Genomic DNA, 16,242 nt, shown 5'->3' with positions numbered 1-16,242 from the left:
GATGAACCAGATGAGCAAGATCACCGAGGTCGATCCGATCACGCTGCAGGTCGTCCGCGGCGCCTTCGAGACCATTGCCGAGGAAATGGGCCATGTGCTTTACCGGATGTCGTTTTCCTCGATCATCCGGGAAAGCCAGGATCTGGGCGCGGGCCTGTTCGACACCGATTTCAACACGCTCTGCGAGTCGGAATCGACGCCGATGCATATCGGCTCGATCCCCGGTTATCTGCGCGGCATCGCCGAAACGCTGGAGGACGGCGAATGGTATGAAGGCGACGCGGTCGTCCACAACCACCCCTATCACGGCTCGTCCCACACCCCCGACCTGGCCATCGTCGTGCCGGTGTTCTTCCAGGGCCGGCTGGTGGGCTTTGCCGGAAACACCGCGCACCACGTCGATATCGGCGCGGCGACTCCGGGCCTGATCATCGACGTGCCCGATGTCTATGCCGAAGGCATGCTGTTCGCAGGCACCAAGCTTTACCGCAAGGGCGAGCCGAACAACGCCATGTGGAACTATATCCGCCGCAATTCCCGTGCAGCCGGGCAGTTGGTGGCGGATATCGAGGCGCAGATCGCCTCGGCCCGCCTGGGCGCGCGCCGCTTTGTCGAACTGCTCGAGAAATACGGTGAGAAGACGATCTTTGGCGCCGCCAACCAGCTGATGGATTACGCCGAGCGCATGACCCGCCAGCGCATCAGCGAAATCCCGGATGGCGACTACACGGCCGAGGGCTGGCTGGACGACGACGGCCGCAACCGCGACCAGCGCCTGAAGGTCAAGGTGACGGTCCGCGTGCGCGGCGACGAGGTCGAGGTGGACCTGACCGGCTCGGCCGACCAGACCCCCACGGCCTATAACGTGCCCTTCGAAGGCTCGACCAAGGTCGCCGCCTATGCGGGTTTCCGCAAACTGCTGCTGGATGCCGCCACCTCGGACGCGCGGGTGCCGTCGAACGAGGGCTCCTTCCGCCCGATCAAGGTTACGGCGCCGCTGGGGTCGATCTTCAACCCCCGCGCCCCCGCCTCGGCCGAGGCCCGCTTTACCCAGTGCAACCGCATGATCGACCTGATCATCCGCGCGCTGGCACCGGTGATGCCGGAACAGGTGATCGCAGGATCCTCGGCCTCGATCAGCTTTGCGGCCTATTCCGGCGTGCGGCCCTCGGGCGATTACTGGGTGTTTCTCGAGGTGAACGAGGGTGCCTATGGCGGGCGGCCGCGCAGCGACGGGCCGGACAGCATCGACAACCTGATGGCCAACACCCGCAACAACCCGCTGGAAGACCTGGCGATGCATATCCCGATGATCTGCGACCGCTACGAGCTGCGCGACGACGCCCCTCCGGGCGCGGGCCAGTTCCGGGGCGGCATCGGGGTCGTCAAGGCGCAGCGGGTGCTAACGCCGGCCTTCATCACCCACGAATCCGAACGCCATACCGATGCGCCCTGGGGCATCTTCGGCGGACAGGACGGCGCAGTAGGGCGCTGCACGATCAGCAATCCATCCAGGCCCGGACAGGAGCAGGAGATGCATTCCAAGTTCTCGGGCCTGTCGGTCGGCGCCGATGACGTGATGACCTATTACAGCCCAAACGGCGGCGGCTACGGCAATCCGCTGAACCGCGCGCCCCGCAAGGTGCTGGAGGACGTTCTGGACGGGTTCTGCACCCTCAAGGATGCCCGCGAGGTCTATGGCGTCGCCATCGACCTCGAGGCCGAGACGGTGGATCTGGCCACCACCGAGAAGCTGCGCCTTGCGATGCAGCGCCAGGACTGACCAGGGGGGCCGCATCGCGCGGCCCTTTCATTTCGGCGAAAGAACGGCCGCACGACGGCCGCATGAAACCAACTCACAGGGAACAGAACCATGTCACTGACACAGGACGGGCTGGCGGCCGGGCGCGACCGCACAGCCCTGATCGAGGAAAGCATCCTGCCCACCCGAGCCAGCCAGCGGCCCATCGGCATGCTGGGCTATGCCTGGATCTGGGTCGGCATCGCGGTCATCATCGCCACCTATTCGCTGGGTGCCACCGGCATCCAGGGTGGGTTCAGCCTGGGCACGGTTGCCCTGACGATCCTGCTGGCGAACCTGGCCATCGGCGCGCTGATGCTGCTGACAGCCGACATCGGCACCGAGCACGGGCTGTCCTTTGCGGTCTATCTGCGCGCGCCCTTCGGCCTCTATGGCACGCATCTGCCGGCAGTCTCGCGTGGAGTCGTGGCGGCGATGTGGTTTGGCATCCAGACCTATCTGGGGGCATTGGCACTGAACGGAATCGGCGAATACTTCCTGGGCTTTTCCAACTGGTTCCTGTGGTATGCACTCTTTGCCGCCGTGCAGGTCGCCAATACCATGCTGGGCATCAAGTCGGTCGAGCGGCTGGCCTCGCTGGCCGCTCCGGCCATCATCGCGATTTCTGCCTGGATGTATTTCACCCTGGACGGCATTGCCCAGACCAAGGGGCTGAACATCTGGACCTTCCGGGCCGAGGGACAAGCCTCGCTGATCGTGCTGTTCATCGCCAATATGAGTTTCTGGTCGACGATGGCCATCGACATTCCGAACCTCACACGGTTCGTCGAGACCCAGACCGGCACCCGCAGCTTTTTCCGCCGCAACCGCTCGATCTTCCTGGCGCAGTTGGTTGCACTGCCCGTAACGCAGGCGATGATCGCCGGGATCGGCGCGGTCTCCTTCATCGCCACCGGCAACTGGAACCCTGTCGAGGTGATCCAAGGGGATGCACAGGGCATTGCGCTGCTGGTCCTGCTGGTGCTGGTCGTGCTCGCGCAATGGTCGACGAACAACTCGGCCAACCTGATCCCCGCCGCGCTGACCTTCGTCAACCTTGCGCCGCGCGTGATCAACTATCGGATGGCCGTGATCATCGCGGGCGTGGTCGGCACGCTGTGCTTTCCCTGGCAGATCCTCGACAATCTTTTCGTATTCCTGGGCTATTACGGCGCCTTTTTGTCGGCCATCGGCGGCATCATGGTCGCGGATTACTATGTCATCCGACGGCGTCGCCTGAACGTCCCGGCGCTTTACGACCCCGAGGGACAGTATCGCTATGGCCGCGGCTTCAACCCGGCCGGGCTGATCGCCTGGGTGCTGGCGGGCGCCATCGCGGCCTGGTGGTCGGTCTACGCCTTCGTGATCGGCTTCCCGCTGGGCTTTCTTCTGTATCTGGCGCTGATGCATGGACTGGTGCTGTCGCGCTACGGCCAGGCAGAACTCGAGTCGCGCGAGTCGGACGACTATCTGGCCGCCTCGGTCGGGGTGGACTGGGTGCATCTGTGCAGCGGCCGCTTTGCCCGCATACCCTGCGGATCGGGCAACGCGGGCGATCGCGAAGACCTGTAGGCGAGGGAAAGGCTGGCGGCAAAGTCCGCCGGCTTATTCGAATCCACCGTGCTGGAGTTTGGCCCTGCCACTCTACTGGACGATGCCTGGCTCGGCATTTCCCGCCGACGTCTGCGCGATTATAGGAAAATTCGTGCAGACGACCAACTGCATTCGCGCGCCTTCGGCAGCCGGATCGGCTGCAGCGGTCTAGAGGATCGCAGTGGTGGCATCCGATGACCCCGCGCTCTTGATGCCAAGGATCGCGTTCAACAGTGCCGACTGGTTCAAGAAGTAGGCCGCACAGCCTCGTGCGGTGCCTACGCTGAAACGAAAATGCCAGTCTGCCGCAGTGCCGGAAAACTCGTCACATCGGACGGCCCGTTGTCAGTTGCTTCCTACCGCCCGGCCCGCCGCCAGATCGGCCATGTCGACAAAGGGTATCAGGACGGTCCCTCGAAGCACGGGCGCATAGTGATGCGCGGTATTGCAACGGATCGCCGATGCCTTAGCTCCGGTCCGTTCCAATCCCCTTGCCATTTCAGCCAGCGCGTCCCCAGATCATAGCCAAGATCATCAACCAGGCGGATAATCCGCGACGGTAGCACCTGCTGGTTCATGTCGGCCAGCAGTGGAATGTGATCGACATCGCCCTGGTGGGCGTCGCTGCGATCAGCGGACGCGATGGCACCCGTGCCTAACCACGCAGACCAATTTGCAGACCAATGTGAAGAAGCCTCAGAACCTTGCCCGACGTCGCGACAGCGGCATTGCACAGGAAAGGTCGTAGCCTTGAAGAAAACCGATCCCTTTTTGCTGCTGATGATCGGCGCAGTCGCGCTGGCGACCGTCATGCCGGCTACCGGAGCTACTGCCGGCCTTGTGGAGACGCTCGGCACGTCGGCCGTGGCGCTTCTTTTCTTTTTGCACGGCGCTGCACTGTCGCCGCGCACTATCCTGGATGGGCTCAAGCGATGGAAGTTGCATCTGTTCATTCTGACGACAACATTTGCGGTCTTCCCTTTGCTGGTTCTGCCGCTGAGATTGCTGCCCGGCTCGATCCTCCCTCCGGATCTGGCGCTCGGGTTCGTCTATCTGGGCGTGTTGCCCTCGGCCGTGTCATCCTCGATCGCCTATACTGCCATGGCCAAGGGCAACGTGCCGGCCGCCGTATGCAATTCCGCCGGATCGAACGTATTCGGGCTTTTGCTGACGCCGCTGCTGATGAGCATGTTGATCGGTTCGGCGGCCAGCGAGGCGATGGATCTTGGCCAGACGCTGGCGGACGTGTGCCTGCAGCTTCTTCTGCCCTTCGGCCTGGGCCAGCTTGCCCATCGCTGGCTGGGTGGACCGTTGCAGCGCAACAGCCGATGGTTGTCGGACTATGACCAGTGGGTGATCGTTCTGATCATCTATTCCGCGTTCTCTCAGTCCGCCACGGCAGGGCTTTGGCAGGTCCTGCCGATTAGCGGATTGCTGTTGGCAGGGGCATTGTGCCTGGTGCTGCTTCTTGCGGTGATCGGCTTTACCATGACCGGGGCGCGCAGGCTGGGCCTGTCGCGCGCGGACGAGATCACGGCGGTTTTCTGCGGCTCGAAGAAAAGCCTGGCTTCCGGCTTGCCGCTGGCGCAGGTGCTGTTCGCGGGCGCCGCCGGCTTTGGCATGATCGTTCTGCCGATCATGCTTTACAACCAGATCCAGATCATGGTGGGCGCAATGCTGGCGCGGCGCTATGCAAGCGGCGGCCTAGGCGCTTCAGGCCTGCGTGCGAGCGTCGTCGATCCATGACAGGAAGGTCTGCCTGGCCTTGCGGCGGCCTGCGTCGCGGGGCGTCAGGTTGGACTGGGTCAGGTAATAATCGAACTCTTCCAGAACCGAGATATCCGACAGCTGAACCAGGTGCCCGGCGGCGAGATCGGGCTGGATCATCGCCAGCGAACACAGTGCGACGCCTTGCCCGGCCAGCGCCGCAGCGCGCAGCAGGTTGAAATCCTCGAAGATGCTGCCCGGCAAGCGCGTCGGTGCCGACAGACCGGCGCGGGCAAACCAGGTCTTCCAACCGGAAAGATCGGTGTCATGCAGAAGCCCCAGTTCCAGAAGCCGCTCGGCCGAGGCCTCGGTCGGGCCGGGCCCGACCAAGGCGCGGCTCGCCACCGGCATGCTGCGCCCGGACAGGAAGGGCTGGGACAGGATGCCTTCACCGACGGGCTGTGCGTCGGCGAACGTGAAGGCCACATCCGTCGAGGTGAAGTCGATCTCGTGGCCGTGATGGGCATAGATCACGCGAAGCTGGATGTCGGGATGCAGGGCCCGGAACGCGGGCAGGCGCGGGATCAGCCAGCAGATGGCCACCGAGGGAATGGCTGCGACCACCAGCGTGCCCTCTGATGAGGCCGGGCGGGCCCGGCGGCAGGCCGCATCGATGCCGTCAAGGGCCATGGTCAGGTCGCGCGCCAGAGCGACGGCGCGCGGCAGCAACTTTGGCGACCGACCCCTGCGATCAAACAGGGGCGCTCCAAGCCATTGTTCCAGATGCTTGATCTGGTGGCTGACCGCCGACTGGGTGACGTGCAGATCCTCGGCGGCGGCCTGAAAGCTGCCGGTCCGCGCGACGGCCTCGAACGCGCGCAAGGCATTGAGCGGCGGTTGCGACATGAAGGTCTTTCATGAGAAAATCTAAATACAGGTTTATAAATGATCCTTTGACCGCTGCAAGCCTGGCCGGCATCCTTCCAGGAAATCTTATGCAAGGAGGAATGAATGACCGAACGCGAAAGACTGCAGGACTATGTGGGGAATGGCAAGAAAGCGAAGGGCACCTTTTCAGATGCCGAGATGCAGCGGCGTCTGGACGCGATCCGCAAATACATGGCTGACAGCCAGATCGACGCGGCCCTGTTCACCAGCTATCACAACATCAACTATTACGCCGATTTCATGTTCTGCCAGTTCGGGCGGCGCTATGGCTTCTTCGTCGATCACCAGCACGCCACCTCGATCAGCGCCGGCATCGACGGTGGCCAACCCTGGCGGCGCACCTTTGGCGGCAAGAACCTGACCTATACCGACTGGCAAAAGGACAACTACTTTCACGCCATTCGCCAGGTCATCGGCGGCGCCAGGCGGATCGGCATCGAATTCGACCATGTCAATCTCGACACTCTGGCGGCCCTGAAAGCGGAATTCCCCGGAATCGAATTCGTTGATATCGCCGCCCCGGCCATGCGGCTGCGCATGGTGAAATCCGCCGAGGAAATCGCCCATATCACCGAAATGGCCCGCATCGCCGACATCGGCGGCGCGGCCTGCGTCGAAGCCGCCGCCGTGGGCGTTCCGGAGCACGAGGTCGCGCTGCATTCCACCGCCACCATGGTGCGCGAGATCGCGAAATCCTGGCCCGAGGGCGAGCTGATGGACACCTGGACCTGGTTCCAGTCCGGCATCAACACCGATGGCGCGCACAACCCGGTCACGGCACGCAAGATCGAAGCCGGCGACATCCTGTCCCTGAACTGCTTCCCGATGGTCGCGGGCTATTACGTCGCGCTGGAGCGCACGCTCTTTGCCGAACATGCCAGCGACGAACACCTGCGGCTGTGGGAAATCAACTGCAAGGTCCACGACCGCGGCAAGGAGCTGCTGGTCCCCGGCGCGAAATGCGCCGACATCGCCGCCGAGCTGAACGAGATCTATGCCGCCGAGAACCTGCTGCAATACCGCAGCTTCGGCTATGGCCACAGCTTTGGCGTCCTCAGCCACTATTACGGCCGCGAGGCCGGGCTGGAGCTGCGCGAGGACTGCGACACCGTGCTGGAACCCGGCATGGTCGTCTCGATGGAGCCGATGATCACCATCCCCGACCACCTGCCCGGCGCCGGCGGCTACCGCGAACACGACATCCTGGTGATCGAGGAGACCGGCAACCGCAACATCACCGGCTTCCCCTATGGCCCCGACCACCTGATCGTCAAAGGCAAGGCCAAGGCGGCCTGATCCAACGACCGGCGGGGCCACAGGCTCCGCCGGTTCCGCTTTTGCCAGTCCGCAAAAGCTGTCCGGCCGACCGGGAGGATCGCGCCGTTGACGATGATCGTCCCCATCATCGGTTCCCATGGGAGGAGACCATGACCACCATGACCATCCCCGCCGCGGCGGGTTCGGACCGCGCAACCGACGCCCAGGCCAGCCCGGCCGTCCTGCGCAAGGTTCTGACCGCCAGTTTCATCGGCAATTTCGTCGAATGGTTCGACTATGCCTCCTATGGCTATTTCGCCACCGTGATCGCCGCGGTCTTCTTCCCCGAGATCGCGCCGCAGGCCGCACTGCTGGCGACCTTCGCGGTCTTTGCAATTTCCTTCGTCATCCCCCCGCTCGGCGGCATCGTCTGGGGCAGCATCGGCGACCGCATCGGCCGCAAGACCGCGCTGTCCTGGTCGATCCTGATCATGTCCGGGGCGACGACGGTCATCGCCTTGCTGCCGTCCTATCACCAGATCGGCATGCTGGCGCCCGTGCTGCTGCTGCTGGTCCGCATGGTGCAGGGCTTTTCCGCCTCGGGCGAATATGCCGGGGCGACGTCCTTCGTGGCCGAATATGCGCCGCCCGCAAAACGCGGCTTCTACACCAGCATGGTCCCCGCCAGCACGGCCGCCGGTCTTCTGGCCGGCTCGCTGATGTCTGCGCTGCTGTTTTCGCAGCTGGACACCGCGCAACTGCATGGCTGGGGCTGGCGGCTGCCCTTCCTGCTGGCCTTTCCGCTGGGCCTGGTCGGGCTCTATATCCGGCTGAAGCTCGAGGACACGCCGAAGTTTCGCGAACTCGAGGCCAGGCACCATGTCGAGGCGACGCCGACCCGCGAGCTGTTCACCACCTATCGCAAGCCGATCGTCCGCGCCTTTGCCGTCACCTGCCTGAACGCCGTCGGCTTCTACCTGATCCTCAGCTATATGCCGACCTATCTGATTACCGAAATGGGCATGGAGGAAAGCGCCTCGTTCCTGGCCAACAGCATCGCGCTTTTTGCCTATATCTTCCTGATCTTCCTGATGGGCCTGCTGTCGGATCGTTTCGGGCGCAAGACGGCGCTGATCGCGGCCTCGGTGCTGTTCATCGTCCTGACCGTGCCGCTGTTCGGCATGCTGGAGGGCGCCAGCTTCGCGATGATCGTGCTGATACAGGTGATTTTCGGGGCGCTCCTGACCGTGAACGACGGCACGCTGCCCTGCTTCCTGACCGAGATCTTTCCGACCCGGGTGCGCTATTCCGGCTTTGCCTTCAGCTTCAATACCGCCAATGCGCTGTTCGGCGGCACGGCGCCCTTCGTCGCCACCTGGCTGATCTCGGCCACCGGCAGCAAGACCGCCCCGGCCTGGTATCTGGTCGCAGCCGCGGTCGTCGCCTTGGTCGCCATGCTGGCCGCGCGCGAAACCGCCGGCAAGCCGCTGGAGGAATGACGGCGACGAAGCGTCCGACGATCAATCTCCGACAAGCGAGAGCCGGCCACGTGGGGTCGGCTTTTTGCATTCGCGGAACCGGCGGCGTTATCGGTTGATGACGCCCGGTCGATTGCAGGCCCGCGCAGGCAGGAAGGCCGCGGCAATGTCTTCCAGATGCAGTTGCATCGCGTCAAAAGCGGCATCTCCATCCCCCGCGGCTATCACCTCGACGATCCGCTGATGCTGATCGCTGTGGCTGGTCTGAAACGTTGCTGGCGCCAATCCGCGATAGCTGCGTTCCCAATCGCGTTGCCACGCGGCATGGCGACGGGCCGATGACAGCCACGCCATCGTGCCCGCGATGGCTGGACTGCGTGTCATCCGTGCGATCGCATTGTGAAAGGCGCTGTCGGCTTGCTCGCATTCGGCAAATCGCTGTGCGCGGCGCCCCCCGTCAACCAGCAGGTGCAGCTCCCTGATATCCGCCTCCTCGCGGCGTGTTGCTGCCTCCCTAGCTATGGCAGGTTCCAGAACAACGCGCGCCCGCAGCAGATCGCCTGCCGATACCTCGGCTGGAAGCGTGGCAGAATGCAGCGACAGTGCGCGGGGTGGGGGACCGACAAAGGTGCCCTGTCCGACATGGCGCCAGATCAGCCCCTGGCGCTGCAAGCGCGCAAGTCCTGCGCGCAAAGTCTGCCTGCTGCAGCCCATGTGCTGCGCCAGTGCGCGCTCGGGCGGCAGGCGGTCACCGATCTGCAAGTTCTCAAGCAGGCAAAGAAGCGCAGAACCGACATCAGCTTGATGCACCACGATGCTCCTTTGCCCAAAGGCGATAGTCTCGATTTCTGATCACATTAGTTTCTCTCATTTCATCTTGAGCAAAGCTCCTTTGACACCGTGCCCAACCCGGGCTTTTCTTCTCGGAAAAAAGGAACAATTCGCCACGCCGGCATTGGTCGGGCGGATGATAATCACATCCAACACGGGAAATCATCATGAAAAGAACTCTCATCCTTGGCACTGCGCTGGCCATGACAGCAACCGCCGCAATGGCCGAACAGATCACGGTGATGTCATGGGGTGGCACCTATAGCCAAAGCCAGGTGGAAGCCTATCAAAAGCCCTTTACCGCGGAGACCGGCATTGGCGTCCTGTCGCTTGACAGCGACAACCCGGCCATTCCGCTCAAGGCGCAGGTCGAGGCAGGCAATGTCACGACCGACGTGGCGGATATCGAATATGCCGATGCCATTCGCCTGTGCGATGAGGGGCTGCTGGAACGGATCGACCCGGCCATTCTGCCTGCCGCCCCCGACGGCACGCCCGCGACCGAGGATTTCCTGCCGCAGGGGCTGAGCGATTGCGCGGTGGGCTCGATCGTCTTTTCGACCATCTACGCCTATGACCGCAGCCGCTATGGCGACAACCCGCCCAAGACCATCGCCGATTTCTTCGATGCGGAAAAGTTTCCCGGCAAGCGCGGCCTGAAAAAGGCGCCCAAGGCGTTATTGGAGATGGCGTTGATGGGCGACGGCGTTCCGGCGGATCAGGTCTATGAGGCGCTGGCCACGCCAGAGGGGCTCGACCGCGCCTTCGCCAAGCTGGATACGATCAAGCGGGACGTGGTCTGGTGGGAGTCGGGCGCACAGGCTCCACAGCTTCTGGCGGACGGAGAGGTGGTGATGACCACCGCCTATAATGGCCGCATCTTCAACGCCGCCGTATCCGAGGGCCGGCCGTTCGAGATCGTCTGGGACGGTCAGGTCTATGAGTACAACCTGTTCTCCATTCCCAAGGGCGCACCGCACAAGGATGCCGCGCTGAAGTTCATTTCCTTTGCGACCAGCACGCAGCGGTTGGCCGATCAGGCAAAGTGGATCAGCTACGGCCCGGCGCGCAAATCTTCTGCTCCGCTGGTCGGGCTTTATCAGGACGGCAAGACAGAGATGGCGCCGAACATGCCAACAAATCCCGACAATATGAAGAATGCGCTGGGATCGTCCTATGATTTCTGGGCGGATCATGAGGCCGAACTGTCGGAACGCTTCAGTGCGTGGCTTGCGGCCAGTTGAGCCACCTAGGCCATCTGGAATGAAGGGAGCTGACCAACGCTTCCGTAAGGCAGGGGCTCTGATGATGTGACCGCCCCCCCCGACGGCTTCGCTGTGCCAGGGTGGGTCTGGGACGATGAACCGCGCCGGGTTTGCCGGAGGCTCCAACTCCTGAGTAAGGTGGAGCATCATGAGCAAGACAACGAACAAGTTTTCTCCGGAAGTGCGTGACCGCGCGGTGCGGTTGGTCCTGGACAATGAGGGTCAGCATGGATCGCGGTGGCAGGCGGTCATGTCGATTTCGGCGAAGATCGGCTGTGCGCCTCAGACCTTGAACGATTGGGTCAAGAAGGCCGAGGTTGATAGCGGCAAGCGTCCGGGCGTCTCCAGCGAGATGGCCGAGAAGATGAAGGCGCTGGAACGCGAGAACCGCGAGCTGCGCCAGGCGAACGAGATCCTTCGCAAGGCGTCAGCGTATTTTGCGATGGCGGAGCTTGTCCGCCGATCGAAGTGATGGTGGGTTTCATCGACGCGCATCGGGACGCGCACGGGGTCGAGCCGATCGGCGCGGTGCGCGATGTCAGCCTGTCGCTGCACGAGGGCGAATTGCACTGTCTGATCGGCCCCAACGGCGCCGGGAAATCGACCTTTTTCCGCATGCTCTCGGGGCAGTATCGTCCCAGCGCGGGAGAGGTTCTGTTTCAGGGGCAGTCCATCATCGGTCAAAGCAGTGCAAGGATCGCCCGCGCCGGGATGGGGATCAAGACGCAGGTGCCGTCCGTCTTCAATGCGATGACGGTGCGCGAAAACGTCATGCTGGCGGCGCTGCGCAATCTGCCGTCCTCTCTGACCTGACAGCGCTGCGACGAGGTGATGGAGCGGATCGGCATCGCCCATCTTACCGCCACCCAGGTCGGGACACTGGCCCATGGCCAGCGCCAACTGGTCGAGCTGGCGACGGTCATCGCGCCGCGCCCGGCACTGATTCTGCTGGACGAGCCGGCCGCCGGCATGAACGGATCCGAGGTCGAGGGGCTGGGCGATCTGCTGGTGGAACTGGCCCGCAGTTGCTCGGTGATCGTGGTCGAGCACGACATGGCCTTCGTCCGCCGCATCGCGCGCAGCATCACCGTCTTCAATCAGGGCTCGGTTCTGGTCGAGGGTCCGGCCCGTCAGGTGCTTTCGGACCCGCGTGTGCGCGACGTCTATCTGGGAAAGGAAGTGGCATGATGCTGGAACTAACAGGGGTGCATTCGGGCTATGGTCAGATCCCGATCCTGCGCGACATCACGCTGCATGTGGCCGAGGGCGAGTTCGTCGGCATTCTTGGCGACAATGGCATGGGCAAGACCACGCTGCTGATGACCATCGGCGGCGATCTTTCAACGACGCAGGGGCGGATAGGTATGGAGGGCCGCGACATTACCGCGCTGCCCATCCACCGGCGCGCGAGGCTGGGTCTGGGCCATGTCAAGCAAGGGCGGCGGATCTTTCCACAGCTGACGGTGCGTGAAAACATGCAGGCCGCCTGTCTGGCGGGCGGCCAGTCGCTGGACCGGGCCGAAGAGATGACTGCGCTTTTTCCGCGCCTCGCGCCCATTGCCGGGCGACCGGGCGGTGTGCTGTCCGGGGGCGAACAGCAGATCCTGGCTCTGGCCCGCTGTCTTTGCGCGGCGCCCCGGTTGGTGATGCTGGACGAGCCGACCGAAGGCATCCAGCCCTCGATCCGCGACGAAATCGTCGAGGCCTTGTTGATGTTGCGCGACCGGCTGCACCTGACGATGCTGTTGGTCGAGCAGGACGAGGCATTTCTGGGCGCGCTTTGCACACGTCGCTATTACTTGGAAAAGGGGCGGCTGTTGGCGTGACTTGCAGCATCGACCGCTCCCAATGTGGATATCTGTGCGCTCCGATCCACATGGAGGCACCGGCCTCGAAGGTTCACTTGGCTACTTAACCGGATGCATCATTCCCAGTCTGGCGCGAGTCTCTTCTGATCAGATCTTGCTGGTCCGACTGTTGTCAGATCCGCCACGAATCTTGGCAGGGCGCTGTGCTTGCCCGGGTCCAGCTTTTCCTGTGGCAGCCGATCCTTGATCAGGCTGAGGACCGCTTCAGCCTGAATCCTGTCACGCGCGGCCTTGCCGGGATCGCGGTCTGCTCTTTGGGAAATCCAAAGCTTGTGCGCCGCCCATATGGCCGGTGCTGGCGCGGTCATTCTGACCGGAAAGCCGCGGTCATCGATGGCAATTGCCGTGAAGGCAGGTGCAGACACGAGCCATTCCAGACCGACAATCGGGGCCGGAACGGCATCCCCGTCGACGCCGCTGATCTGGCCGGGCATGACCCGATGCGCTGGTCGCGCCTCGGGGCGGATAAACTCGACCATGAACCCGTCCTTGTTGATCAGCCGGAAATCTCCCTTCTGCCGCTGCTGGAATGACGGGTCGACGGATCTGGCGATGGCCTCCAGGCCTCTCGCTTCTCCGTCAATTGCGATGCGCAAGGGCGCGCGATCGTCGATCAGAACATCCAGATCTCCGGTGGCGACCATCTCTCCTTCGAACGTCACCGCCGCTGCGGCTTCATAGGCGTAAAGGGCATGGGTCCCCACCACTCGAAACCGGGCGGCTGCCGGGCTTTCATCCAGCTTGCGGATCAGCCTGGCGGCGATGCTGGGGACACGCTGGTGGTTGAGCGCCCGCATGACCGCGGCCAGTTGGTTGATCTTTCCGGCCAAAGTTGCGAGACGCTCCTCGGCCTCCTGTTTCTGTCGCAGATAATGCCCAAGAATTGCGTCGGTCTTGTCAGATCGAGGGCCAAGGCTTCGGGTCGACCTGATCCCGCCTTTTGTCATTCTGCGGTACAAATATTCGCGGTCCGCGCGGAACTCGTAAGACATGTTTCCGCCAAGTTCGTTCTGTGATAGCTTCCTGACCCGTTGCCACTCTTCGAACGTGGCGACGAGATCAACCCGGTCACGGATCACGCGGCTGTCTAAAGCACTGTAATACATGAATTTGGGACTCCAGGGTGCTACATTCCAGAGAATAATCACCAAATTGAAAAAATTCAATAAGATGTGTTGTCCTATCGGTGAAGCGCCTCCGCGACATCGCCGATCATAACGACCTCTTTGACCTCAGATCTATCGAGGCACAGACCCCCCGGGTAGCCTCAGCTTTCTAGAGAAGATTGCCCGCCTCTGATGATGTGACCGCCCCCCGGTGGCATCGAATGTGCCAGGGTGGGTCTGCAACGATCCACAAAGGGGAGCGGTCATGACGAGACTGTCGCGGTCGGGCTCGATCTGCCGAAGACTGTGCTCCAGGTGCATGGAGCCGACGGCACAGGACGGGCCGTTCTGCGCAAGACGTTGCGGCGGGCTCAGGTGCTGGAATTTTTCAGCCAGCTGCCCTCTTGCGTCGTGGCGATAGAAGCTTGTGGCAGTGCGCAGCTGCCCTGCCGCACCGCCATGAGACCGCTTTCCGCCCTTTTTGACGCTCCTCTCTGGCGCCCCCAATCAAGGTGATGCAGATGGTGTCAAGAATCCTTTCCTTTTTGTCACTGGAAATAGCAAGAATTCCTGACATGGTTCTTCTCTGTGCGACGCGCCGTGCCCGGGCTGACACAGGCCGATGTCGCCTCCATGGCGCAGATCAGCCTGCCGGCGCTCGGGGCGCTCGAGCGGGGTGAAGGGGGTTTTCACGCCCTTATCGCAGTGACGGCGGTGCTGGGCGTGCGCTGGGGTTGGGCGCCGGGTCGTGCACAGGCGGCGACCGCGCTGGCCGCGCGGCACCGCGCTACGGGCTTGAGCCAGGCGGAACTCGTCACCCGCATCGGGGTCACCTGTCGCCGGCTATTCGCCCTGGCCTCCGGCCGCTTTGCCATGATCGACGACGGGCTCGGCTTCAAGCTGGTGCCGTGGACGCCCTCGCTCGAACGGCATCTGGGTCAGCATGTCTCCGGTGTCGCGCGTGGCGATGGTGGCGTGGACTGGAGCTTCGGCCGGAAGTGTGGGCTGGGGTTGTGGGGCCGATCACCTTGACGGCCGGTGTTGCCATCCCATATGACTACATATAGTCATTGCGAGGAACGGCCATGAAGGAACTCCAGCTCAGGGATGCGAAGGCGACGCTCTCCGCCGTGGTCGATCAGGCCGTGGCCGGCGAGCCGACGGTCATCACCCGGCACGGCCGCAAGGAGGCGGTGCTGCTCTCCTTCGAGGAATGGCAGCGCATCTCGCGAGTTCCGGATTTCGCCGACCTGCTGCTGGCCTTTCCCGGCCAGCCGGAGGATATCCCCGAACGCACCCGCAAGCCTGCACGCGCGCTGCGGGATACGAGCCTCTGAATCTTGTACCTGCTCGATACCAACATCGTTTCGGCCTCCGCGCCGACGAGGCGAGACACCGATGTTCTCGCTGCATGGATGCGCGTCCACAGCGACCGGCTCTATCTCTCGGCCATCACCATCGCCGAGATCGAGGCCGGCATCGCCCGGGCGGTCAGGATCGGCGCCAGCAGCAAGGCCCCGGCGCTGCGCCGCTGGCTCGCTGCGGTCGAGCATTTCTACGCCAGCCGGATCCTCGCTTTCGGCATCGAGGAGGCTCGTCAGGCCGGGGCGATCCTCGACCAGGCGCGTGCCCATGGTCCGGGCTTCGAGGACATCGCCATCGCGGCGACGGCTGCCGCGCATGGCCTGACGGTGCTGACCGCCAACGAGCGGCATTTCGCGCCGCTCGGCGTGCCCTATGCAAATCCGTTGAAGGAACTGCCCGCATAGCAGGGCATTCGGCCAAGGATTGCGGCCAGACCTGCATTTCTCGACCGGCCTGTTCCCGGATCAGCGCCGCCACTTTTCGGAAACGGGGGTGCTTCGCCGTGCGCAGCCATTCGGCCGCGACGGCAGAGTCCAGATCCGGTCCGCGAAACTTCGCCGTGCGCTGGAACGAACCGTCCTTGTTCAGCACCACGCCAGGCGCGACCAGTGCCGCCCAGGGCAGAAAGTCGGCGAGGCGGGATAACAGCCGAATAGGCGCAAGCCATCCAATCATCGTCTTTTTCTGGATGGTATTATCTGGATAGCGCGGACGGGAGCGCCGTGGCGTGACCTTCCTGAAGAGTTTGACAAGTGGTCGTCGGTCTGCCGCCAGTTCCGCCGCTGGACGCTGGTCGGGCTGTGGGAGCATATCCTGGACGCTCTGAACCATGCGGAAATCGCCTGACAAGCTTCAGATGGTCGATAGCACCATGATACGCGCCCAAGGGGCGAGGATTGGACCTGTCGCGGTTTGGTGCCGCTCCTTTGATCACGTAATGTGCAGCAAAGGAGATGAACCATGGGCACAGGCAGGACGGATGAATTTCGCAGGGATGCGGTGCGTATCGCGCTGACCAGCGGG

14 protein-coding genes, 4 pseudogenes and 1 other annotated feature are annotated in these 16,242 nt (G+C 63.2%); of the genes and pseudogenes, 15 read left to right on the top strand and 3 right to left on the bottom strand.

All coding sequences use genetic code 11. The features are described from left to right. Position 1: 1 nt before the first annotated feature. The 3 genes from GL284_RS17985 to GL284_RS17970 all read left to right on the top strand — a co-directional run bounded on the left by GL284_RS17985 (position 2) and on the right by GL284_RS17970 (position 5,140). A complete protein-coding gene (locus GL284_RS17985) occupies positions 2 to 1,783 on the top strand; it encodes a hydantoinase B/oxoprolinase family protein (RefSeq protein WP_028718942.1) in 1,782 nt (593 codons plus the stop codon). Between the two features lie 90 nt (positions 1,784 to 1,873). Then, positions 1,874 to 3,373, top strand: coding sequence for an NCS1 family transporter (locus GL284_RS17980; protein ID WP_155045921.1), 1,500 nt, complete (start codon positions 1,874 to 1,876; stop codon positions 3,371 to 3,373). A 771-nt stretch (positions 3,374 to 4,144) separates the two neighbouring features. Further along, a complete protein-coding gene (locus GL284_RS17970) occupies positions 4,145 to 5,140 on the top strand; it encodes a bile acid:sodium symporter family protein (protein WP_150350658.1) in 996 nt (331 codons plus the stop codon). Here the strand turns inward: GL284_RS17970 and GL284_RS17965 are convergent. Next, the gene (locus GL284_RS17965) at positions 5,108 to 6,007 is read right to left on the bottom strand and encodes a LysR family transcriptional regulator (protein WP_150350659.1); all 900 of its coding nucleotides are present in this window, start codon (positions 6,005 to 6,007) and stop codon (positions 5,108 to 5,110) included. The two genes, GL284_RS17970 and GL284_RS17965, sit on opposite strands and share 33 nt — an antisense overlap. Positions 6,008 to 6,112: 105 nt before the next feature. Here GL284_RS17965 and GL284_RS17960 point away from each other — a divergent pair, with 105 nt between their 5' ends. Together GL284_RS17960 and GL284_RS17955 are read left to right on the top strand one after the other, a co-directional pair. Then, a complete protein-coding gene (locus GL284_RS17960) occupies positions 6,113 to 7,345 on the top strand; it encodes an aminopeptidase P family protein (protein ID WP_150350660.1) in 1,233 nt (410 codons plus the stop codon). Between the two features lie 131 nt (positions 7,346 to 7,476). Continuing rightward, on the top strand, positions 7,477 to 8,805 hold the full coding sequence (locus tag GL284_RS17955; protein WP_196216806.1) for an MFS transporter: 1,329 nt from the start codon (positions 7,477 to 7,479) through the stop codon (positions 8,803 to 8,805). 87 nt (positions 8,806 to 8,892) lie between these two features. On the opposite strand, the gene GL284_RS17950 is transcribed toward GL284_RS17955, so the two are convergent. Beyond that, complete coding sequence (locus GL284_RS17950; protein WP_155045920.1) at positions 8,893 to 9,594, bottom strand: FCD domain-containing protein; 702 nt, start codon at positions 9,592 to 9,594, stop codon at positions 8,893 to 8,895. Between the two features lie 188 nt (positions 9,595 to 9,782). Between GL284_RS17950 and GL284_RS17945 the strand changes: the two genes are divergently transcribed. From GL284_RS17945 to GL284_RS17930, 5 genes and pseudogenes are all read left to right on the top strand, one after another. After that, positions 9,783 to 10,859: an ABC transporter substrate-binding protein gene (locus GL284_RS17945; protein ID WP_080620435.1), complete on the top strand. Its 1,077-nt coding sequence runs from the start codon at positions 9,783 to 9,785 to the stop codon at positions 10,857 to 10,859. A gap of 169 nt (positions 10,860 to 11,028) precedes the next feature. Continuing rightward, a pseudogene (locus tag GL284_RS17940) lies at positions 11,029 to 11,402 on the top strand (transposase); the annotation flags it as partial. Beyond that, positions 11,310 to 11,434: a sequence feature (AL1L pseudoknot), on the top strand. (Overlaps the previous pseudogene by 93 nt.) Continuing rightward, positions 11,409 to 11,783, top strand: a pseudogene (locus tag GL284_RS21965) (ATP-binding cassette domain-containing protein); the annotation flags it as partial. (Overlaps the previous feature by 26 nt.) 66 nt (positions 11,784 to 11,849) lie before the next feature. Next, on the top strand, positions 11,850 to 12,068 hold the full coding sequence (locus GL284_RS21960; RefSeq protein WP_423212618.1) for an ABC transporter ATP-binding protein C-terminal domain-containing protein: 219 nt from the start codon (positions 11,850 to 11,852) through the stop codon (positions 12,066 to 12,068). Further along, on the top strand, positions 12,065 to 12,706 hold the full coding sequence (locus GL284_RS17930) for an ABC transporter ATP-binding protein (protein ID WP_051578028.1): 642 nt from the start codon (positions 12,065 to 12,067) through the stop codon (positions 12,704 to 12,706). The genes GL284_RS21960 and GL284_RS17930 overlap by 4 nt, the downstream gene beginning before the upstream one ends. 98 nt (positions 12,707 to 12,804) lie before the next feature. Here the strand turns inward: GL284_RS17930 and GL284_RS17925 are convergent, their stop codons facing one another. Next, on the bottom strand, positions 12,805 to 13,854 hold the full coding sequence (locus GL284_RS17925; protein WP_150350662.1) for a GSU2403 family nucleotidyltransferase fold protein: 1,050 nt from the start codon (positions 13,852 to 13,854) through the stop codon (positions 12,805 to 12,807). A 237-nt stretch (positions 13,855 to 14,091) separates the two neighbouring features. On the opposite strand from GL284_RS17925, the pseudogene GL284_RS17920 reads away from it, so the two are divergent. From GL284_RS17920 to GL284_RS17900, 5 genes and pseudogenes are all read left to right on the top strand, one after another. Beyond that, positions 14,092 to 14,292, top strand: a pseudogene (locus GL284_RS17920) (hypothetical protein); the annotation flags it as partial. Between the two features lie 195 nt (positions 14,293 to 14,487). Beyond that, complete coding sequence (locus GL284_RS17915; RefSeq protein ID WP_425274248.1) at positions 14,488 to 14,886, top strand: DUF3363 domain-containing protein; 399 nt, start codon at positions 14,488 to 14,490, stop codon at positions 14,884 to 14,886. Positions 14,887 to 14,939: 53 nt separating this feature from the next. Further along, a complete protein-coding gene (locus GL284_RS17910; protein WP_080620421.1) occupies positions 14,940 to 15,191 on the top strand; it encodes a type II toxin-antitoxin system Phd/YefM family antitoxin in 252 nt (83 codons plus the stop codon). 3 nt (positions 15,192 to 15,194) lie between these two features. After that, on the top strand, positions 15,195 to 15,623 hold the full coding sequence (locus tag GL284_RS17905; RefSeq protein WP_112887237.1) for a PIN domain-containing protein: 429 nt from the start codon (positions 15,195 to 15,197) through the stop codon (positions 15,621 to 15,623). A 244-nt stretch (positions 15,624 to 15,867) separates the two neighbouring features. Next, positions 15,868 to 16,102, top strand: a pseudogene (locus tag GL284_RS17900) (transposase); the annotation flags it as partial. Positions 16,103 to 16,242: the final 140 nt, after the last annotated feature.

Source organism: Paracoccus shanxieyensis (genome assembly GCF_009711265.1).
Lineage (GTDB): Bacteria > Pseudomonadota > Alphaproteobacteria > Rhodobacterales > Rhodobacteraceae > Paracoccus > Paracoccus shanxieyensis.
The sequence above is the reverse complement of the archived record's forward strand: the minus strand, read 5'-3'. Positions and strand labels throughout refer to the sequence as shown.